This window comes from Filimonas effusa (assembly GCF_004118675.1).
Taxonomy (GTDB): domain Bacteria; phylum Bacteroidota; class Bacteroidia; order Chitinophagales; family Chitinophagaceae; genus Filimonas; species Filimonas effusa.
Genome location: NZ_SDHZ01000002.1, coordinates 1039060 through 1059224 on the forward strand (window position 1 = coordinate 1039060; position 20165 = coordinate 1059224).

Genomic DNA, 20165 nt, shown 5'->3' on the forward strand with positions numbered 1-20165 from the left:
GTTATGTTTACTACTAAAAACCTCTCGCCGAATCAGTTGTCGGCCTTTACGGCTCTGATCCTGTCCATTCCCATCGGATTGGGATTTTATATTGTGCGTCCGGATGTGGTGATCAGCGTCTCGGCATTCCTCATCACTTTTGCGGGCAGTTATTTTCTTATCAGGTTTGTGTTGCAATGGTTTATTTACCGTAAGATAAAACTGATCTATAAATTCATTTACCAGACGAAGGCTTCGAAAAAGGAGGAGATGTATTATAAATATATTCTTCCTCAAAAAAGCATTGACGAGGTAAGGGAAGATGTGGAGCAGTGGGCTGAACAGCAGCGCAAGGAGATTGCCGTACTTAAAACGAACGAGGCTTATCGCAAGGAGTTTTTGCAGAACCTGGCTCATGAGTTCAAGACGCCGATCTTTGCTATACAGGGTTATGTTGACACCCTGCTTAACGGGGCGCTTGAAAATACGGAGATAGCGACGCGTTTTCTTGAAAATACGTCCAAGAATGTGGTTCGTATGGTGAACCTGGCAAGCGACCTGGATGAGATATCCCGTCTTGAGAGTGGCGAGCAGCCTTTGTATAAAGAAAACTTCATTATCCAGGATATGATCCGTGAGGTGTACGAATCGCTGTCGATCAAGAGCAGCCAGCGTAATATCAAGTGCACTATCAAAAAGGGCTGCGAGGCTCCTATTGCGGTGTTTGCGGATAAGGAGAAGATACGCCAGGTTATCATCAACCTTGTGGCCAATGCCATCAAATACGGTAAAAAGGATGGTCATATTGTTGCCAGCGTGTATAAGACTGATGAGAAGCATGCGCTTATAGAAATCAGTGATGATGGCATTGGTATTGGTGAAGAGCATTTACCCCGCATATTTGAAAGGTTTTACCGCACTGACCGCGGGCGCAGCCGTGATGTAGGCGGCACCGGGCTGGGGCTGGCGATATGTAAGCATATCATAGAGGCGCATAATCATGTCATGCATGTGCGGAGCAAGCTGGATATAGGGACTACGCTTGGGTTTACGCTGGATATCAAGAAGGAGTAATCTTATTGTTTATATTTTTCAAGGCCCCGTGACCTATTCCTGAGGTTGCGGGGCTTTTTTTTGTATTGCCGGGGCTTGCTTTACAATAGCTGAGCAGATTTAAGGCGGCTTTATCTGCCGTTGGTTGCCCGTATATAAAGCGTTCTTTTTCGCAGACAGGGGGTGGTCTGCCGGGGAGTATATTCCATTACGGCTGGCCGGCGGCAGTGTTATTTTTCCAGGAATAAAGATACTTAAAAAGAGCCTGGCAAAGGGAGAGGATACTGTGTGCAGGTTGTTCCGGGAAATGCAAAGGCCCCGGTGAAAAACGGGGCCGTCTCAGGCATGAGAAAAATCTGCTTAGTTACTTGTGTGTGTGCTATGAACCAAACTGTACAGCAAAGTTGCCTCCTGCATGTAAACGAATTGTAAACGTAACGAGAAGAGAATATTAAGAATTATATCTATCAGGCGTAGCTGCGGGTATTACACCTATAAAAGTAAATACGGCGTTTGTTTGACGAAGGGCGGCATCTATTGAATCAGGTTGCATGTTCCGTTATGTGCCAACGGGACGTTTCGCGGAATAGACCCGAAGAAGCATTAATAGGGCGTGTAGGCGTAGACGACTTCGTAGGGGGCTTTGCTGAGTTCGGGGATGATCTGGCCAATGGCGAGGTCTTGTTTCTGGGGGCTGGGTTCGCAGATGGAGAATTTGCGTCCGTTATAATCGATACTTCTGCCTACGGGTTTGGGGAACTGGACGGCAATGGTGACGTGTTTGGGATAGTGCAGTACCAGCATAGGCAGGTTATAGATCTCTTTAACCAGGCAGAAGAACAGGCTGGCCCTGTCTTCGCAGTCGCTATGTTCGGAAAACAGGGTTTGTTCGGCGGTGAGACGTTTTTCACCTCCAAATACCAGGGAATCGGGCTGGAAGAGGAAAGCATACCTGGTGAAGTTCATCAGGTATTCTATACCACCTTTTACTCCTACCCCTTTCAAGCGTTTTTTGAGTACGGGGATAAGGGAGCTGTTGGTTTCTTTACTCAGCGGGATATTAAAATAGGAGTCGTAATCTACTACGGGGTAGTTTGCAAAGATCTTCTGGACCTGTGTATTCAGTTTTACCCGGAAGCTGTAGTTATTTTCGTTGTAGTCGAATTGCAGGTCTTTTTCTACGTAGTCATTTTCCGTAAAGTCTGGTAAGCGGGTGACTTTGTATGAGAAGTTACCTGTGGCTTCGGGGAGGAAGAGCGGGAAGACCGCGAACCTGTTCTTTTCGAAATCTATTTTCCGGTAGTCGTGATAGTTGAGGCAGACGTACTGTTTGTCGCCTTTCATTCTAACGGGGATATTATAGATATTTTCTTTACTATAGATATAGAAGAGCAGGAAGCTGCCGGAAGTGTTGAGCATTACATCGTAGCCTGATTTAGCCATCAGGAACCATTTATAGAAGGTATAGCGATGGTAGTTATCTTCTTTGGGGCTAATCTCCTGGGCGGTTCTGCGTACCAGCTGGTAGTAGAGCCAGTCTTCGGGGTGATGTTGTTGTTTGTACTGTTGCAGGGCGTCGGTAATGGCGGTATAATTCGCGTGTTTTACCTGCAGGTAGGCGTCGAACAGAGCGGTATCGGAGAGCGGTTCGGGGAAATTGATGAGGTCGGTTTTATCGAACTGGAACCGGATGGTGTCGCCGCAGAAGTTAAATACATGGGAATCTCCGCGTTGGCCCGATACAGTCAATTGGCACAGGATGAGGCCTGTCAGCAGGAATAATATGGCAATTTTTTTTGGCACTTCTATTCTTTCTTCACGTTAAAAAACCGTACCAGCTATTAAGGTACTAAGCAAATTTGGTTTTTCCATATTAAAAAAACCTTGACCGGGATCAGGGATATCCTGACAAGAATCAGCTCTTTGTAAGGGTTTAAAGTCCTTAATTTTGCAGTCCAAATGATGAACAACCATGATTGATCCGGGCAAGTTCCGCTCCCATACGGGCATTACCCCCTACGAGTTTGTTGAGTATATTATAAAGTGTGTAACAGGTGTATCGGCTATTTTCCCGTTGTTCATGCTTTTCCCGGACTGGCACGATGATATTTACTGGATGATCATTTCGCTGATGATCTCCATGACCTATAATAATGAGAGCAAGGCGGCTATAGAGCGGATGCGGGGGAATGTGATAGGTTCTATTGTAGGAGGAGGATGCTGGTTCCTGAAAGCCTTTCTCACCCGGTTTGGCACCATAGCGGTTAACCAGAATGCGGCTTTACTTATTTGTATCATCATTGGTCTTGTAGTTATTATTACGGCTTGTGCGGGCCTTAGGATGATAAGTGTTGCCAGGACGGCGCTGGTGGGCTTTTTTATTGTTATTATTTATGAAGATCATCATCATTCGTGGCAGGGTGCTGTTATAAGGTCGGCGTCGGTGGTAGCGGGGTGTATGGCGGGGCTTTGCATTAATAAGTCGTTTGCCTGGGGTAGCAGGGTTTTGTTTGGGGAGAAGATGAAGGGTACGGGCAAGGGGGCTGACGGAGATAGTATTTATTGAAAAAAAATATGATTCAAAGAGGCTGTCTCAAATACTGAGCAGCCTCTTTGCGTTGCTAAGTCGCTTACCGATATTGATTCTGAGCTACTTGTTTACAACAACTGCCTTACTAAGAAACTTGCCTTGCAATTACTGTACGACAATTGGGTATAAAGCCGGAACAGCATATCGCCTTCGATCACATATTTCCCATTTTGCAGCGCAAGCGTTGCAGAGTCGAAACCTATGCTTGCAAAATACTCTTTTACTTCTACGGGTATTTTGTCAGTGATGGCGTTTTGAGTGAGTTGTATTCCCTGTTTTTCTTTTTTACAAGAGGTAGCCAGTATAAGCAATGTGCATACAACTGCAATGACATTAAATTGTGTCTTCATAATTTGTTTTTTACTATTATAGATTGAAAAAGAAGTTGAAAAAATCCGGGTATCCAGGCAGAGAGAATCATTTCAAACAGCAAATAGCTAAAAAGAATATCGAAAACTCGGGCGACCTTTTTCATAGCAAGATGTTTTGCCGAGAAGCTACACTCACAGGTTAAAAAAGTCAAGGAAATCACATTGTGAAAATGTTAAATAAAAAAGCGGACCGTATCAATCAGTGATACGGTCCGCTTCATGAAACATTGAATTGAATGCTTGCTTTTGATCAGCAATATTCAACTTTTCCCATCCTAATAAACAGTAGTCAAAGGATCGAAGTTAGTCCAACCTTGCATCCAGTTGTCGCTAGGCCCAGAGAAGGCTCCAACGTAAGTCACCTGAGTGAAATAGCTGTTCTGAATTTTAGTGCTGCTAGAGAAAGAAGCCTTGCCCAGTAAAGGAGAGGTCGCCTGAGGACGAGCGTCAATTGTTTTCAGATCGCCGCTCATATTCACGAATTTGAAATCAGCGATGCTATTGTAAGTAGTATCGTTATTGTTACCAGACTTCATGAACCAAGTTTTTGCGTCGAAACCGTTAGTAGCGTTGGTTGCGATTTTTGCACCTGCTGCTCCTTTGAAGATACCACCGATAGCGCCTACGAAAGTATTTTTGATTTCGAGAGAGTCGGTGTTTGTTGCCGTAGCAGAACCATTACCGTCGATATACACACCGGCGGGAAAACCAACCAGAGCACTATTGAAGATAGAGTTACGGCTGTTTCTGCGGATGAAAGCTGCGCGGTTGAATACTGCATTGCTGGGAATGCTTGCGCCGCCGTTAATAGCCGAAGGTCCAATAATAGTAACGTTAGAGAACACAGGAGCAGTCAGCGGAGCTGAATAAGTACCTGTAGGATCGTTATCAGACTCGAAACCGTTGGAGTCACCGGGCAGTAAGTAGTCGGATATCTCTTTATCGCGGATAGCCAAGGCAAACTGAACTGCCCCATTAAAACCGTTATCAGTATCGAAATCATCATCAAGACCACGATAAGCTACGAGGTGTTTAGCGTTTACAGTACCACCGAACCATTCGAAAGCATCATCGCCACCGTGTGAGCACTGTACGTAGTCGATAGTGGTACCTTTACCTACACCAATCATGGTAAGGCTGTTAAGTTCTGAGTTGCTTTTGTTAGAAAGCGCCACACCAGCGAACTCGATCCTTACATATTTCAAGATACCGGAGTTATCGTTTGCATCGGCACCACCACCAACGATATGTGTACCAAGTTCTTCACCATCAGCATCGGAGAAGCCTTCCATTTGACGGCCTACTGCACCACCGAAAGTAGTGTTAACAGGCGCTCTACCGAGGATCATTACCCCCCCCCAATCACCGGCTTTACGTGAACCTACAGGCTGTGCGCTGGTAAATACGATAGGCTTAGAAGCAGTACCTTCGGCCAGTATCCTAGCACCTCTTTCTATAACGAGGAATGAGTGGTATTTTTTCTTAGATGTTTGGGCTAAAGGAAGGGCTTTAATAACCGCACCGGGCTTAATTGTAAGAGTAGCGCCGCTTCTAAAGAAAGTACCGCCATCCAGAAAATAAGTCTTTCCTTCTTCGAGTGTTATGTTTACTTCAATTGCACCCCTCAGAGTATCGCCACTCAGGCCATTCTCTACTCCTACTGAAGGTCCATTGTCATCATTCTTACTGCAGGATACAGCAGTAATAGTTGTAGCAATCAATGCTGCTTGCAATAGCTTTCTTTTCATAACGATTTTACTTTCTTGTTTGTTTTAGAAATTATAACTGAATTGAAGATTCATATTGGTGCCGTAAGTAAGTTGGTTGATCAGCATATCACCACTGGTAGCTGAGCCTTTCTGATATTTTTTATTACCGTCCATATCCCAGTAGAAAATATTCCTTTTATTAAGGATATCTGTTACACTTAATTTAAGAGATGCGCGTTGAGAAAGCCTTTGTGACACTTGCAGGTCAAGCAGCGGGCGTGGGTGTTCCCACATTTGCGGCACGTTCACGTTACCAACCTGAGAAATACGTCTTCCTATTACGTTGAATAAGATAGTAGCATTTGTTCCTGACAATTCATGATCGTATTGCAGTCCTGCGTTGATCACATAAGGACTTTGCCCCTGCATTGGGCGTTCTTCTTCACCTAAGTAACCATCGGGTATCGTGATCTTACTTTTAATGTAAGCAAGATTGGTAAAGAATGTAAATTCCTGTAATTTCTCAGAGATAAAATCGAGACGCTTTCTAAGATCGAGTTCAGCTCCGTAGTTCAATGCACTTTTCGCGTTCCAGAAAGAATAAGTAGGGGATCCTTGTCCAAGGTCGTACTGCATTTCAATAGGTTTATCGAAATATTTTACGAAAACACCTACAGTAACCAGTTCGCCTGCCCTAGGATACATTTCATACCTGATATCGCCGTTAGATATTTTTGTGCGTTGCAGTTTCGTGTTACCTACGATAGAACCGTTACGTGCAAAGTCATAGAAGGTAAAAGGAGATATTTCTCTAAACTCTGGCCTAGATACTGTTTGAGAGGCGGAAACCCTTAAATTGGAACGGGTATTTAATTTATAAGTAAAATTAAGAGAAGGCAGGATGTCTGTAGCTGAATTGCTGGATACACTTAAGCCTTTACCTCCAAGGTTTTGCCTGAAGCTTTCTACTCTTACGCCCCAAACGATACGTGCTTTATCGCCAAACTGGTTATCGGACTGGATAAATCCTGCTACCAGATCAGCATTTCCGATGTAAGAATCTGCTGCTGTAGTTCTGTCTTCGAGATAGAACTTATTTGTGCCGTAGTTTGCCTTATCGAAGATCTGATCTGCCGGTAAATACCTTAAGTCATCTTTACCACCAGTATTAGGTCCTGCATAAGAGAGGGTTAGACCTCGGGAATCGAAAGTTCTTCTTTTCTTCTGGTACAAGCCACCCAATTTCACTTGCTGTTGTTTATCTGCCAGGTGGTAAGACCATGCCGCATCGGCACTACCACCATAGATATTTTCGTTCAGGCTGGAGTAGAAACGTCCGGCGTTGTAGGCTTGTCCGCCTGTTGCATAATACACGCCATTGTTATCCATCGCATATTTGAGCCTTCTCATATCGGGAATATCCTGTTTCAGGTTGGCGAAGTTGCCATTCCATTTGATGCGGATACCTGCACTTTTAAGAATATGCTCGCCTATCAGCTGTGTGCTATATAATCTGTTTGAAGTAAAGGAAAGTTCACCACTTTTAATAGGCGCTTTAATATCGCTGATGATATCAGCGCCGGTTCTTTCGGCATACTGGTCGCTGGAATTAATATTGTATGTGTTTTTCCAACTGAATTTATTTGTACCAGAACGGAAAGTAAAGTTAGCAAGTGCTCCTGCCATCGTATTGATGGCATATTGTTTATCGGCATACTCGAACTGAGGTACTCTTTCCAGGTTATAGTTGTTCCTTAGTACATCTATGAACCTTGCCTGCCTGTTATAGTTAAGAGAGAATACTCCACCGAATGCTTTGGAAGCCGATAATGACTTATTGAAACCGCCGTTCAGTTGCAATACAGCGTTAACCGGCATGCTGGATTTATTAGCGCTCCACACATCGTTCAATGACCTACCTGCTTCAGCGCCTGCCGCCACCGTTTGGTTAATACCTATTGTATTAGGGAAACCAGAAGGCAGTTTGCGATCTTTATCAGCCAGCCCCAGGAAGTCAAGCTTACCTCCTTTATAGGTATAGAAATCATTTTTTGCCACCTGCAGATTTACACCAGAGCCTACGTTAATTTCAAAGAAGCCTTTTTCAGGAACGTCTTTCGTGTTCACCTGTACCAGACCGCCGGCAAATTCGCCAGGCATTTCGGGTGTAGCCGCTTTATTGATAATAATATTCTCAATAATAGAAGAAGGGAAAATGTCGAAAGAAAAAGTTTTACGGTCGGGTTCTGTAGAAGACATGAGGGCTCCGTTTAAAGTAGCCTGATTGTAACGATCTGACAAACCGCGAACGATAAGGTATTTTCCTTCCTGTAAGGAAACACCTGGTACGCGTTTCAGAACTTCACCTGTATTACGATCGGGAGAACGTTTGATTGCTTCCGCCGATACAACCTGCGCTACAGTATTGGTATTTTTTTGGAACTGGATCAAAGCATTTACAGATTCTTTACGGGAAGTGGTTTTAACTACTACAGATTCCAGGTTGCCCACTGAAGTATTCAAGAGGATTTCCAAATCGGTTGTTTTTCCTGCAGCGATATTAATTTCGCTGATTTGTTTTTTTACGAAACCTAAAGCTGATACTTCTATTTCATACATTTTTCCCTCTGGGAGAGTTAAAACATATCTACCTTCAACGTCTGTGATAATTTTGGGGTTGTGTCCGGCAACTTTAATAGTTGCGCCGGCAATAGGATTATTTTTTTCATCAATGACTTTTCCTGATAATTTGCCGAATTGAGCAAATACAGTAATGGACAGCAAGGAAGCAAGTACAGTTAAGGCATGCCTGAGGAATGAGACTTTATACATTATGGACTTTTAGTACCGCAAAACTCTATGGCGAATGTTAAGCAAATGTTACCCCAATATTATCAACCGGTTAACTAAACATTCCATGTTACCAAACGTTATTTTTCAATGTTACCAAATTATTAATTCTTGACAGGGCTGCTTAGAGCCCTATCATAATTTTAAATTTGCCAAAATTTTTCTAATGGGAATCAATAACATCGGCAGGATTTTCATGCCTAAGAACCGGGTTTTTTACGAACTGTTTGAGGATGTGGCAACTACAGTAGAGCAAATGGGTCAAGTGATCAAGCAAGTAGTTTATGAACACGATGCCGACAAACGAGCCTCCCTGATAGGGCTTATCGAGGACCTGGAACACAAGAATGATGACCATACCCATAAGATCTTTACGGAGTTAGGGCGCAATTTCATCACTCCTTTCGACCGTGAAGACATTCACTATTTAGCAACTGCGCTTGATGATATCTGTGATTATATTTATGCAACTGCTAAAAAGATCAATTTTTATAAGGTGAATCCGAATGATTCTGCTATTCAGAAAATGGCGGAATTGATAGAGCAGGGCTGTATAGAGATCAAAAAAGTGGTATACGGGCTGCGTGACATGAAGAACCTGCGCCAGATGACAGAGGGCATGGTTCGTGTAAACAGCATTGAGAATCAGGCAGATGATGTGTTCGACATGAGCATTGAGCGCCTTTTTGAGCATGAAAACGACGTAAAAGAGCTAATTAAAAAGAGAGAGATCTACCAGGCAATGGAAACTGTTACAGACAAGTGCGAAGATGCCGCGAATGTGATAGAGTCCATCATTGTCAAGTATGCCTAATCCCCGCCCTTAAATTAGCTTTATATGGTCACCATATTGATTGTTATTATAGTACTGTCTTTTATTTTCGATTATATCAACGGGTTTCACGACGCAGCTAACTCTATCGCGACCATTGTATCTACCAAAGTGCTTACCCCTTTCCAGGCAGTCGTCTGGGCAGCTTTTTTCAATTTTGGCGCATTTTTCATTTCCAAATATTTAGTAGGGGGATTTGGTATTGCCGATACCATTGCGAAAAGTGTAACCCTTGCGAAAGGCGATCCGCTGGCGATGTATGTGGTACTGGCCGGTCTTGTATCCGCTATTATCTGGAACCTTATTACCTGGTGGTTCGGGATTCCTTCGAGCTCTTCGCACGCACTTATCGGGGGACTTATAGGTGCGGCAGTAGCGCACTATGGCACTTTTGGCGTTGTAGTGGCTGCCAAGGTTGTACCTATTGTACTGTTCATATTCATGGCGCCTTTGATAGGTATGTTCGTAGCGTTTATCATCACGGTTATTATCGTTCATATCTGTAAGCGGGGCAATCCTTATAAAACGGAGAAATGGTTTAAGCGTTTACAGCTGGTATCATCGGCCCTGTTCAGTCTTGGCCATGGCAGTAACGACTCTCAAAAGGTAATGGGTATTATAGGTGTGGCAATGGTTGCCAGCCATTATATTCCTGATCTGAAATCGATACCTGACTGGGTGCCTATCATGTGTTTTATTGCGATGGGTCTTGGCACCTTAAGTGGTGGCTGGAAGATTGTAAAGACGATGGGCTCACGTATTACCAAGGTTAGTCCGCTGGAAGGCGTAGCTGCCGAAACGGCGGGTGCGATCACGCTGTTTCTTACGGAGCATTTCAAGATACCTGTATCAACTACGCATACGATCACCGGTTCCATTATCGGTGTAGGCGCTACCAAACGTTTATCGGCTGTAAGATGGGGTGTTACTGTTAACCTGGTATGGGCATGGGTACTTACCATACCTGTTAGTGCGATAGTAGCAGCGATCACATTTTACATCATCAGACTGTTTGCATAAGAAGCTATCTGATAGCATACGCATATCCCCGTTTATACGTATTTTGCATACTCATAAAACGAGACATGGCTAAAATTCTTGTAACCGGAGGATGTGGCTTCATAGGGTCGCACACGGTAGTTGACTTGATCGAAAACGGGTTTGATGTTATCTCCATTGACGATAATTCCCGCTCTACCACTTACCTGTTAGATGGTATAGAGAAGATCACCGGAAAGAAGTTAAAGAACTATAAAGTAGACCTCAAAAATTTTGACGACACGCTGGCGGTATTCCAGGAAAATCCTGATATCTCCGGCGTGATTCATTTTGCGGCCTTTAAAGCGGTGGGAGAATCGATGGAGGTTCCTCTTGATTATTTCGAGAACAACATGTTTTCGCTGATCAACCTGCTGAAATGTGTAAAAGAGTTCAGGATAGATAATTTTGTATTCTCCTCGTCGTGTACCGTTTATGGCAATCCTGACAGCATTCCTGTTACCGAACAAACTCCCGAAAAGCCTGCAGAGTCTCCTTATGGCGCAACCAAACAAATGGGTGAGCGCGTGATCAGGGAGTTTGCGCGTGCTTATAACCAGAATGCAGTTTTACTTCGTTATTTCAATCCTGTAGGCGCACATCCTTCCACCTTTATCGGCGAGCTGCCGCTTGGCAAGCCGCTGAACCTGGTTCCTGTGATTACGCAGACAGCTATCGGCAAACTGCCCCAGATGACGGTATTCGGGGACGATTATGAAACACGTGACGGCAGTTGTGTAAGGGATTTTATACATGTGTGCGATATTGCCCATGCGCATACCCTGGCCATTCAATACATGATAGACAAACGGCAGAAGAGCAACTGTGAGGTCTTTAACCTGGGAACCGGCAATGGCGTTACGGTACTGGAAGCCATCAAGGCATTTGAAAAAGTAACCGGGCAAAAGCTCAATTATAAGATAGCTCCCCGCCGCCCTGGCGATGTAGTAGCTATTTATGCCAACAACAGTTATGCAGTAAATACCCTTAAATGGGATATCCGTTATGATCTGGACCAGATGATGGATACGGCATGGCAGTGGGAATTAAAGGTGCAACAGGACGAAGCGCTGATGAAACAACAAAATCCTGCGCTGAATTAGCAAAAGCCGTTACTTTGCACGGCACACTCAAAACCAACAAAACATGATAAAAGATATCCAGGTTCTTAATGAAAAGGAAACAAGGGGTGGCTTTGGAGAAGGTGTTTATGAAATAGGTAAAGAAAATCCTAACGTAGTAGTGCTCACGGCTGATCTGGCCGGGTCCATGAAGATTGCGCCATTTATCAAAGAATTTCCCGAAAGGTATGTACAGGTAGGTATTGCAGAAGCCAACATGATTGGTATTGCTGCCGGTCTTACTATTGGTGGTAAGATCCCTTACACTACTACCTTCGCCAACTTCAGCACCGGCCGGGTTTATGACCAGATCCGCCAGAGTGTTGCCTATAGCGGCAAAAACGTAAAAATATGCGCCAGCCACGCGGGTTTAACCCTGGGTGAAGACGGTGCTACCCACCAGATACTGGAAGATATAGGGATGATGAAAATGCTTCCTGGCATGACGGTTATTGTACCTTGCGATTTTAACCAGACCAAAGCGGCTACCAAAGCGATTGCTTCGTACGAAGGTCCTGTGTATCTCCGTTTCGGACGTCCAAAATGGCCTAATATCACCAAAGAAGACGGCAGCGACTTTGTTATCGGCAAAGCCCAGGTTCTGAATGAAGGTAGCGACATTACTTTGTTTGCCTGCGGCCACCTGGTATGGAAAGCTGTTGAAGCAGGACGTATACTGGAGGAAAAGGGATATAGCGTGGAATTAATCAATATTCACACTATTAAACCACTTGACGAAGAAGCGATCCTGAAATCCATTACCAAAACGCGTTGTGCGGTTACCTGCGAGGAGCATAATATTCTTGGCGGTCTTGGTGACAGCATTGCCCATGTAGCAGCTAAGCATCTGCCTATTCCTATTGAATTTGTAGGAACGAAAGATACTTTCGGCGAAAGTGGCAAGCCTACTGAGCTTTTGGCAAAATATGGCTTAGATACTCCTGATATTGTTGCAGCTGCGGAAAAAGCACTTGCACGTAAAGGGAAATAATAATATTTGTCCGGGTGTTAACAATGACAGGCAGCTTACGCTCCCTGTCATTGTTCATTCTGATAAGATCCCCGTTTCATTAACACATAAAAACACCAAGCTGCATGCATCCGGATGATAAAGAGCTGTTGCATATGTTCAGGCAGCCGGAAACAAAAGAGAGGGCATTTACCGGTATTATCAAAAAATACCAGGAGAAGCTTTACTGGCACATCCGCCGTATGGTTGTAGACCATGACGATGCGAACGATGTGGTGCAGAATATGTTCATCAAAGTATGGAATGCCCTGGATAACTTCCGGGAGGACAGCCAGTTATATACATGGCTTTACCGTATTGCCACGAATGAATCGCTTACCTTTATAGAGCAGCAGAAAAAGAGGGCCGCTATCAGTTTGAGTGATGTAGAAAGCGGGTTGAGCAATAAAATACTGGCGGACAAACATTTTGACGGCAGTAAACTGGAGTGGAAGCTGCAATTAGCCATTCAACAATTACCTGAAAAACAACGTGTTGTTTTCAATTTACGCTATTTTGATGAAATGCCTTACGAGGAAATGAGCCGGGTTCTGGAAACAAGTGAGGGTGCACTTAAGGCCAGCTATCATCATGCGGCTAAAAAAATAGAGGACTTCATCAGGAATCATTAAACCGTTCGGGAATACGCCAGTCAAACCAGGTGATAAGATGGACTTAATGAACAAAGAAAGGGACATATGGGAAAGTGTGAAGAATGACAATGTGTATTCTGTGCCTGAAGGTTACTTTGATAATCTTGGCAGTGAAGTTATGTCCGCAATATTCCTGGAATCCGGCAAGCGAAATGCGCAACAGGGTACTTACACCATTCCCGACCACTATTTTCAAGACCTGCCTACGGCCATACTGGCCCAATTAAAAGCCAATCCAGGCAATATATCCTCCCCTGTTGAAACAGCTGAAGACCACGCTCTTATTGACAATGCATTACTGGCAAGGGTAGGCAACGGCCATACCTATTCTGTGCCACAGGGCTATTTTGAAGAATTGCCTGCCCTGTTACTTACCAAGGCCAGCGGTAAGGAAAGACCAAAAGTTATTTCCCTCCGTTCTGTTACGCGCCGCTGGATGCCGTATGCAACCGCTGCTGCGCTATCTGGTTTCATGGTACTTGGCGCCTTTATTTTTAGTGGTGATAATGCCCAGCAATCCTCCTCCCAATACTATGGTAATTTCAATAGTATAGATGTAAAAAAAGGAGTATCAGATCTAAGTGAATCTGAAATAGCCGGTTATCTTAATACACATCCGGCCGTCTACGATTTACGTAATTCTACCACCCGTCCGGTTGAAGCCGATATACAACGTTCTATAAAACACATCAGTGAAGAAGAGATCACAGATTATTTGCAAGACAACTGGGAGCCAGGAGAAAGCCCATTAAAGGGGATATAAATTTGAATTAAAGATGAAAAAATATTTCTTTTTCATATCATTTTTACTGTTGCATGGCTATTTTTGCACTGCGCAGTCTGAAATGGGAGCCAACCGAACGGAAGCTATCAAAATCGCTTTTATCACAAAAGAATTGAATTTGAATCCTGAGGAAGCGCAAAAGTTCTGGCCGGTTTACAATGAGTACCTTGCTGAGCTGAAAAAGGCAAGGCAAAGCTACAAAGACGATGAGTTGGCATTTGAGGAAGCGATTGTAGGGGTAAGGAAAAAATACAAACCGGAATTTAAAAGGCTGCTGAAAACGGATGAGCGGGTTAATAAAACCTACCTGGCGGAAAGAAGGTTCAGGGAGATCCTGAAAAAGGAACTGGACAACCGTAAAAAGCTCAGAAAGCCAGCCAATCCCAGAACATACTAAAACGATTTTATCACCAGATAATAAACTCGGTGTTTTTCATAGGTTAGCAACGGCCAGCTCTGTCTAGGGCGGGCCTATTTTTTTTATGCCTGTTTGTACACTGCCGATTTCACGTCGTGGTAAAACAGGAAAGTCCAATGTTCCTTATTACCTTCTTCCCACCATAGCTTACGCAGTTCCATACATTTTTTTCCATCGTAGTCGTATTTGGCTACGAAGCGGCTTTTCATCTGTTGCAGCTGGGGGGCATCGTCGCCTCCAAAGAAAATAGTTTCACCACCTTCTTTTATCCAATACACCTGGTGAAAAGGGCTATGTCCGCCAGTGATCTGGTAGCTGATATAGCCATCTATTTCGCCGTCGCCATTCAGCAGGGTCACCTGCGGGTTATTTTCGAGCACCGCTAATTCTTCGGGCATAAAGGACGGGAAGCCTGTTTCGAAGGCATACTCCAGTTCTTGCTGTTGTATATAATAGGTGGCATTGGGGAACGTGATATGATAGTTGCCCAGTTTATCGCGATAGCTAACGCCGCCTGCATGGTCTTTATGCAGGTGCGTCATGAGCACTTTTGTAATCTGAGCGGGTTCGATACCATTTTCACGCAGGTTCCTGATGAGCTGCAATTCTCCTTCTACGGAAAAGCCAAGGCCGGCATCGAGGAGCAATATATCTTTTTCAGTGATCACGACAAAGGGCTGTACTTCTACCAGCAGGCTTCCTGCCGCCCTATTCTGGATATCATCGGTATCCATGTTAAAGGGAACCAGTACTTTGGTTTTGTCTACTGTAAACGAACCTTCGGACAAGGGAATAACTTTCATAAACACAAAATTCAAAAGTCAAAAAATCCAGATCATCTCAACACCATATGCCTGTCTGCATCGAGCCGCACCATAATGAATATCAGGATCGTGAAAGTCAGGAGCGATGAACCGCCATAACTGATCAGGGGTAACGGGATACCTATGATAGGGAATAAACCTATGGTCATACAAACATTGATAGCGATATGAAAAAACAGGATACTGGCTACGCTATAGGCATATACCCTGCTGAAAGTGCTTCGTTGGCGTTCTGCTATCCGTACGATCCGGAAGAGCAGCAGCATATAAATTCCGAGAAAGAGAAAGCAACCTGTAAAGCCAAAGGCTTCGCCCAGCGAGGTAAAGATAAAGTCGGTATGCTGTTCCGGCACATATTTACCCCTTGTTTGTGTTCCTTTCAGGAAGCCGCGGCCTACCATTCCGCCTGAGCCAATGGCTATTTTACTTTGCCGTACGTTGTAATCGTCCGGTTTTTTTACGGGTTTATCGGCAGCAGATGCTTCGTTGGCGCTTTTGTTCTGGCTACAGTCGTATTCTTTACCCACCATGCTGTAGATACGGGTGCTCTGGTAGCAGTGGAATACATTATTGAAGATGTAAGGGACTGCAAAACGTTGTACGCCAACGCAGACGCCCCAGATCAGTACTATTGCGATCAACAGGCCGTTATTTCTTTTTACCTGCCTGCGCATGATATAGATGGTAATAGCTGCAATACCTGTAAGGATGATGGCCAGCAGGTTGGGTTCCATGATAAGTGTTGCCACAACCAGCACCCCGAAGGAGGCGCCAACTATAAGAATCCAGGAAGGCAGCCCTTCACGGAACATAACGATAAAGAAGGATGCATACACCAACGCCAGGCCTGTTTCGTTCTGCAGGATGGATAAGGCGGCAGGCGCCAATGCAATGACAGCTGCTATGAGCTGTGAGGTAGGTTTGGAGAAGTCAGTTTCCTGTCGCGATATATATTTTGATAATGCTAGCGCCGCAAAGATCTTACAAAGTTCTGCGGGCTGCAGGTTAAAGCCACCTCCCAGCGGGATCCAGCTTTTGGAACCGTTAATGTTTTTACCCAATACAAACGTAGCCAGCATCAGCAGTATACCGAAGGCATACATCAGATTGGCGAAAGCCGTATACAGTTTGCTATCGCTTAACAGCACAAACACAACCATCAATGCGCAGATGCCGGCAAACAGCAGTTGTTTACTGTAGTTGGTTTTGCCAGATAAAAAGCCGGCTAATACGTTGGTATCCTGGCGATACTCTACCATGAAGATGCAGAGGATACCTATTGCCACCAATACAGCATATAATAATACCACCAGCCAGTCTACGCCTTTTGATATAGAATTGTCCTGAGTCATTGGTTATACGCGTTGATAGGTTGGTTTAGGTTTATTACGTTGTTCGTCGGGCAATACTGCTGCCGGTGTTCGCCTGATCCGTTTGTTCCCGGTGTCTTTGCCGGCCGGTTGCTGGGGAGCGTCGATGCGGTATTGTCTGATATTGCTGTTGCTGGAATCTACTTCGGTTTGTTCTTCTATTACCAGCGTATCGTTCATTGCCTTCTGGGCTTTTACCTGGGCAATACTGTCTTTAATTCTTGCCATGCGGGACAGGCTATCCATTGCCCTGCGCATACGTTCGGGAATGAGGTTCATTTTGGCGATGTTTTCCGCTTTGTCTTTCCGTTCTTTTCCTGCGATAGAATCTTTCAGGTATTTTTCGATCATCAGGCTGGCGATAGGCGCTGCCGAAGAGGCGCCGAAGCCGGCGTTTTCGCACAGTACGGCGATTGCAATACGTGGATTATCGCGCGGGGCAAAAGCGCCAAAGAATGCGTGGTCTTTTTGTTTCACGCCGCTCAGATAGTTTTCCACGGTACCTGTTTTACCGCATACTGTTACGCCAGGCACCTGGGCGTAAAAGCCGGTACCATATTCCATTACGCCCTGCATACCGTTGTGCACCGCTTCAAAGACCGTATCGGGGATATGGTTACCGTAGTGTTTTACTTTATACTCGCGCAGCAGATCGAACTTATCACCGCCTTCGATGCTATCGATGAGGTGTGGAGTGTAGTACCATCCTTTGTTGGCGATGAATGCCATTACATTCGCCAGCTGGGTGATGGTGGTTTGCACCTCGCCCTGGCCTATAGAGTTTGAAATGATATTACAGGATACCCATTTAGGGCCGAAGATCTTTTTATAATAGTTGGAGGTAGGGATATTACCACCCGATTCGTAAGGGATATCGATGCCCAGCTTATTACCCAGGCCAAAGGAGTAGGCGTATTTATTAAACACCTTTAAAGCGCTATCTGCACTTCCGTACCTGGGCTGATCTATTATGCGTTTGAATACGGTGGCGAAATAGGTGTTATCGCTATGTGCAATGGCGCTGGTAAGATTGAAGGTGCCACGGTCGAGACATTTCGGGCGCCCGGTTCCACAGCCATAAAATGCGCCGCTACAGGAAATAGAAAACTTTTCATCTATAACGCCTTCGGTAAGACCGATGATACCCACTACCGTTTTAAAGGTAGAACCCGGAGAGTAACGGAGTGTTACTGCGCGGTTGATGAGCGGCAGCCTGGGATCGCGGAATAACTGGGAGAAGTGTTTGCGCCGCTGGTTGCCTGTTAAAAGATTGGGATCGTAGGTGGGGCTGCTAACCATACAAAGGATACCACCTGTCCGGGGGTCGATAGCTACGATACTGCCCACCTTGTTTCCCATGAGTTTTTCGCCCAGCTGCTGCAGCTCTACGTCGAGGCTCGAGTGCAGGCTTTTACCGGCGATAGCTGTAGTATCGTAAGCGCCGTTTTCGTAAGAACCCTGGATACGGCTGCGGTTATCGCGGATGAGGTATTTGATACCACGTGTACCCATGAGCACTTTTTCGTAAGAACGTTCCAGGCCTGTCATACCGGCGTAGTCGCCCATTTCATATCCTTCGTCTTTATGCCTGCGTAAAAAGCCTGTATCTACCTCACCCAGGTAACCCAGGATATTGGCTGCGGCGGCAAAGGGATAATCACGTACGGGACGGTCGGACAGGATAAAACCCGGGAACTTGTACATGTTTTCGTTCAGCCGCGCATAGAGTTCGGGTGTTAACAGCGGTTCGAATACGCTAGGCTTGTAGGAAGTATTTTTGATGATGGCGGTAACGATACGTTTTTTAAATTCTGCCGTATCGATACCCAGGATCTTGCAAAGGGTAAAAGTATCGGTACCACGGATCTCGCCAGGCGTTACCACGAGGTCGTACATGATGGTATTTTCAAGTACTGCCCTGTGTTTCCGGTCGTAGATAATGCCCCTGTCGGGGTAGATCACTTTTCTGAACCGTGCATTACTTTCGGCCTGCATACGGTACGAGGAAGAAAAGATCTGCAAATGCAGCAACTGCCCTATGATAACAAGGAACACAACGACAAAGATGATCTGCACTATTCTGCTACGCGACTGGTTGTAAACCGGCATTGTTGTATCGGATAAAGAGATGGGTGATTAATAATGACACAAAAATATTCAAATATTGTGCAGTAATTAAGCAGCATTTGTTTTAAAACGGGCTTTGCGATAAAACAACATCTCGGCGATAAAGATCAGCAGCAGGCTTACCGCTGTTGTTGCCGCCACCTTACCCATAAAAAACAGGAAATCACCAAACTGCAGCCATTCTATCAGTACGAGGTAGGTATGGTGTACAAAGGTGAGTAATACGATATATACGCTATAGGGAGCAAAGCCCAGGCTTTTGATACCGGGTTCGCCATAGCTGATCTCTGTTTTTTCCTGTGGCAATAATACGTTGAGTAAAAAAGGCCGCAGGTAAGCGATAAGTACACAGGGGGCAGCATGCAAGCCGGGAGTGCCGGAGAAGTAGTCCATACAAAGCCCAAATACAAATGCCACGAGCATTAAAGCGAGCCTTGGCATATTAAACGGCAGCCAAAGGATGAAGAGGAAGTACACATAAGGCTTTACGAACTGATGCAAAGGCGGCACTTTATCCAGCACATATGCCTGGACAAGAATAAACAGGATGAACCTGAAAATATTTTTTACCAGTGTACTCATTGATTCTTAGGTGTTTGTGCCTCCAATGCCTTTTGTTCCTTCCAGGTTTCGTTTTCTACAAGGTAAGCAAACTGCAGGGTAAAGAAATTGGTAGCTGTTTGCACTTTCATTGTATAAAAATTGCTGGATTGTTCGCTTTCGATCTTGCTAACGGTTCCGACCATCAAGCCGGGCGGGAAGTTTCCTGACAGGTTGCTGGTTAATACCGTATCGCCTTGTTTCACCTGGGCGCTCTTGGGGATATTTCTGAGGATAAGGTGGCGCGGATCTCCGCCATCCCATTCCACGATACCGGAGTAAGAGCCTTTCTTGAGCATGGCGCTTACTTTGCTGTTTCTGTTGAGGAGGCTCATGACGCGTGCATAGTTACTGCTCACCAGGATCACCTTACCAACGATACCATCGGGCCCTACCACTGCCATATCTTTGGTTACACCCTGGCTGGCGCCGCGGTTGAGGGTAAGGTAATTGGTTTCGGATGACAGGGAGTTACTCACCACCTTGGCGGGCAGCCAGCTGAACTGCCTTACCCGGCCCAGCGTATCTTTATAAGTAGTATCGATCTGGAGGACCTTGTTATTGCCGGGGCCATCGAAGTTTGAAAGCAGGCTATTGCGCAGGCGGGCGTTTTCTTCGGCCAGCTGCCTGTTGGTTTCCTTCAGGTGAAAGAAGTATTCTATATTATTATACTGCTTATCGGCCCTGCCGCTGAGTTCGTTGGCTGCATTGGCAAAGACGGCTTCGTATGTTTTATTGTAGTTTACCAGAATGGCAATACATACTCCCTGCAGCACAAAGAATACCACCAACGTAAAAAAGCGCCTGATGAAAAGAATAATATTACGCATTCGGGTA

General features: G+C 45.0%; 18 protein-coding genes. 9 read left to right on the top strand and 9 right to left on the bottom strand.

Annotation, left to right across the window (positions count from 1 at the left end; genetic code table 11):
* Positions 1-3: 3 nt before the first annotated feature.
* A complete protein-coding gene (locus ESB13_RS15485; protein WP_129004544.1) occupies positions 4-1053 on the top strand; it encodes a sensor histidine kinase in 1050 nt (349 codons plus the stop codon).
* 582 nt (positions 1054-1635) lie between these two features.
* Here ESB13_RS15485 and ESB13_RS15490 read toward each other — a convergent pair.
* Positions 1636-2835 (bottom strand): hypothetical protein, encoded by a 1200-nt coding sequence (locus tag ESB13_RS15490; protein ID WP_246022570.1) that lies wholly within the window; start codon positions 2833-2835, stop codon positions 1636-1638.
* 169 nt (positions 2836-3004) lie between these two features.
* Here ESB13_RS15490 and ESB13_RS15495 point away from each other — a divergent pair, with 169 nt between their 5' ends.
* Complete coding sequence (locus ESB13_RS15495) at positions 3005-3598, top strand: FUSC family protein (protein ID WP_129004545.1); 594 nt, start codon at positions 3005-3007, stop codon at positions 3596-3598.
* Between the two features lie 92 nt (positions 3599-3690).
* On the opposite strand, the gene ESB13_RS15500 is transcribed toward ESB13_RS15495, so the two are convergent.
* The 3 genes from ESB13_RS15500 to ESB13_RS15510 form a co-directional block, all read right to left on the bottom strand.
* Positions 3691-3972 carry a hypothetical protein gene (locus tag ESB13_RS15500; RefSeq protein ID WP_129004546.1) on the bottom strand — a complete coding sequence of 94 codons (282 nt, stop codon included), beginning with the start codon at positions 3970-3972 and terminating at the stop codon, positions 3691-3693.
* A 296-nt stretch (positions 3973-4268) separates the two neighbouring features.
* Positions 4269-5741, bottom strand: a complete 1473-nt coding sequence (locus tag ESB13_RS15505) for a hypothetical protein (protein ID WP_129004547.1) — start codon at positions 5739-5741, stop codon at positions 4269-4271.
* A 24-nt stretch (positions 5742-5765) separates the two neighbouring features.
* Complete coding sequence (locus ESB13_RS15510; protein ID WP_129004548.1) at positions 5766-8534, bottom strand: TonB-dependent receptor; 2769 nt, start codon at positions 8532-8534, stop codon at positions 5766-5768.
* A gap of 184 nt (positions 8535-8718) precedes the next feature.
* Here ESB13_RS15510 and ESB13_RS15515 point away from each other — a divergent pair, with 184 nt between their 5' ends.
* The 7 genes from ESB13_RS15515 (at position 8719) to ESB13_RS15545 (ending at position 14386) form a co-directional block, all read left to right on the top strand.
* A complete protein-coding gene (locus tag ESB13_RS15515) occupies positions 8719-9366 on the top strand; it encodes a DUF47 domain-containing protein (protein WP_129004549.1) in 648 nt (215 codons plus the stop codon).
* A 24-nt stretch (positions 9367-9390) separates the two neighbouring features.
* Complete coding sequence (locus ESB13_RS15520) at positions 9391-10404, top strand: inorganic phosphate transporter (protein ID WP_129004550.1); 1014 nt, start codon at positions 9391-9393, stop codon at positions 10402-10404.
* 65 nt (positions 10405-10469) lie between these two features.
* Positions 10470-11525 carry a UDP-glucose 4-epimerase GalE gene (gene galE, locus ESB13_RS15525; protein ID WP_129004551.1) on the top strand — a complete coding sequence of 352 codons (1056 nt, stop codon included), beginning with the start codon at positions 10470-10472 and terminating at the stop codon, positions 11523-11525.
* 43 nt (positions 11526-11568) lie between these two features.
* Complete coding sequence (locus ESB13_RS15530) at positions 11569-12534, top strand: transketolase family protein (RefSeq protein WP_129004552.1); 966 nt, start codon at positions 11569-11571, stop codon at positions 12532-12534.
* A 104-nt stretch (positions 12535-12638) separates the two neighbouring features.
* Positions 12639-13184, top strand: a complete 546-nt coding sequence (locus ESB13_RS15535) for an RNA polymerase sigma factor (protein ID WP_129004553.1) — start codon at positions 12639-12641, stop codon at positions 13182-13184.
* Positions 13185-13221: 37 nt separating this feature from the next.
* The gene (locus ESB13_RS15540; protein WP_129004554.1) at positions 13222-13968 is read left to right on the top strand and encodes a hypothetical protein; all 747 of its coding nucleotides are present in this window, start codon (positions 13222-13224) and stop codon (positions 13966-13968) included.
* 13 nt (positions 13969-13981) lie between these two features.
* Positions 13982-14386 (top strand): hypothetical protein, encoded by a 405-nt coding sequence (locus ESB13_RS15545; RefSeq protein WP_129004555.1) that lies wholly within the window; start codon positions 13982-13984, stop codon positions 14384-14386.
* 83 nt (positions 14387-14469) lie between these two features.
* Here the strand turns inward: ESB13_RS15545 and ESB13_RS15550 are convergent, their stop codons facing one another.
* The 5 genes from ESB13_RS15550 to mreC all read right to left on the bottom strand — a co-directional run bounded on the left by ESB13_RS15550 (position 14470) and on the right by mreC (position 20158).
* Positions 14470-15210 carry an MBL fold metallo-hydrolase gene (locus ESB13_RS15550; RefSeq protein WP_129004556.1) on the bottom strand — a complete coding sequence of 247 codons (741 nt, stop codon included), beginning with the start codon at positions 15208-15210 and terminating at the stop codon, positions 14470-14472.
* A 32-nt stretch (positions 15211-15242) separates the two neighbouring features.
* Complete coding sequence (gene rodA / locus ESB13_RS15555) at positions 15243-16583, bottom strand: rod shape-determining protein RodA (protein WP_129004557.1); 1341 nt, start codon at positions 16581-16583, stop codon at positions 15243-15245.
* A gap of 3 nt (positions 16584-16586) precedes the next feature.
* A complete protein-coding gene (gene mrdA / locus ESB13_RS15560; RefSeq protein WP_129004558.1) occupies positions 16587-18710 on the bottom strand; it encodes a penicillin-binding protein 2 in 2124 nt (707 codons plus the stop codon).
* Positions 18711-18776: 66 nt separating this feature from the next.
* A complete protein-coding gene (locus ESB13_RS15565) occupies positions 18777-19310 on the bottom strand; it encodes a rod shape-determining protein MreD (RefSeq protein WP_129004559.1) in 534 nt (177 codons plus the stop codon).
* Positions 19307-20158 carry a rod shape-determining protein MreC gene (gene mreC / locus ESB13_RS15570; protein WP_129004560.1) on the bottom strand — a complete coding sequence of 284 codons (852 nt, stop codon included), beginning with the start codon at positions 20156-20158 and terminating at the stop codon, positions 19307-19309. The genes ESB13_RS15565 and mreC overlap by 4 nt, the downstream gene beginning before the upstream one ends.
* Positions 20159-20165 lie beyond the last annotated feature (7 nt).

Excerpts from the sequence above, each read along its gene's own strand:
- ESB13_RS15500 (WP_129004546.1), bottom strand. The coding sequence starts at position 3,972 with ATGAAGACACAATTTAATGTCATTGCAGTTGTATGCACATTGCTTATA.
- galE (WP_129004551.1), top strand. The coding sequence starts at position 10,470 with ATGGCTAAAATTCTTGTAACCGGAGGATGTGGCTTCATAGGGTCGCAC.
- ESB13_RS15520 (WP_129004550.1), top strand. The coding sequence starts at position 9,391 with ATGGTCACCATATTGATTGTTATTATAGTACTGTCTTTTATTTTCGAT.
- ESB13_RS15515 (WP_129004549.1), top strand. The coding sequence starts at position 8,719 with ATGGGAATCAATAACATCGGCAGGATTTTCATGCCTAAGAACCGGGTT.
- ESB13_RS15535 (WP_129004553.1), top strand. The coding sequence starts at position 12,639 with ATGCATCCGGATGATAAAGAGCTGTTGCATATGTTCAGGCAGCCGGAA.
- ESB13_RS15530 (WP_129004552.1), top strand. The coding sequence starts at position 11,569 with ATGATAAAAGATATCCAGGTTCTTAATGAAAAGGAAACAAGGGGTGGC.
- ESB13_RS15510 (WP_129004548.1), bottom strand. The coding sequence starts at position 8,534 with ATGTATAAAGTCTCATTCCTCAGGCATGCCTTAACTGTACTTGCTTCC.
- ESB13_RS15505 (WP_129004547.1), bottom strand. The coding sequence starts at position 5,741 with ATGAAAAGAAAGCTATTGCAAGCAGCATTGATTGCTACAACTATTACT.
- mreC (WP_129004560.1), bottom strand. The coding sequence starts at position 20,158 with ATGCGTAATATTATTCTTTTCATCAGGCGCTTTTTTACGTTGGTGGTA.
- mrdA (WP_129004558.1), bottom strand. The coding sequence starts at position 18,710 with ATGCCGGTTTACAACCAGTCGCGTAGCAGAATAGTGCAGATCATCTTT.
- ESB13_RS15485 (WP_129004544.1), top strand. The coding sequence starts at position 4 with ATGTTTACTACTAAAAACCTCTCGCCGAATCAGTTGTCGGCCTTTACG.
- ESB13_RS15550 (WP_129004556.1), bottom strand. The coding sequence starts at position 15,210 with ATGAAAGTTATTCCCTTGTCCGAAGGTTCGTTTACAGTAGACAAAACC.
- ESB13_RS15565 (WP_129004559.1), bottom strand. The coding sequence starts at position 19,310 with ATGAGTACACTGGTAAAAAATATTTTCAGGTTCATCCTGTTTATTCTT.
- ESB13_RS15540 (WP_129004554.1), top strand. The coding sequence starts at position 13,222 with ATGGACTTAATGAACAAAGAAAGGGACATATGGGAAAGTGTGAAGAAT.
- ESB13_RS15495 (WP_129004545.1), top strand. The coding sequence starts at position 3,005 with ATGATTGATCCGGGCAAGTTCCGCTCCCATACGGGCATTACCCCCTAC.
- rodA (WP_129004557.1), bottom strand. The coding sequence starts at position 16,583 with ATGACTCAGGACAATTCTATATCAAAAGGCGTAGACTGGCTGGTGGTA.
- ESB13_RS15545 (WP_129004555.1), top strand. The coding sequence starts at position 13,982 with ATGAAAAAATATTTCTTTTTCATATCATTTTTACTGTTGCATGGCTAT.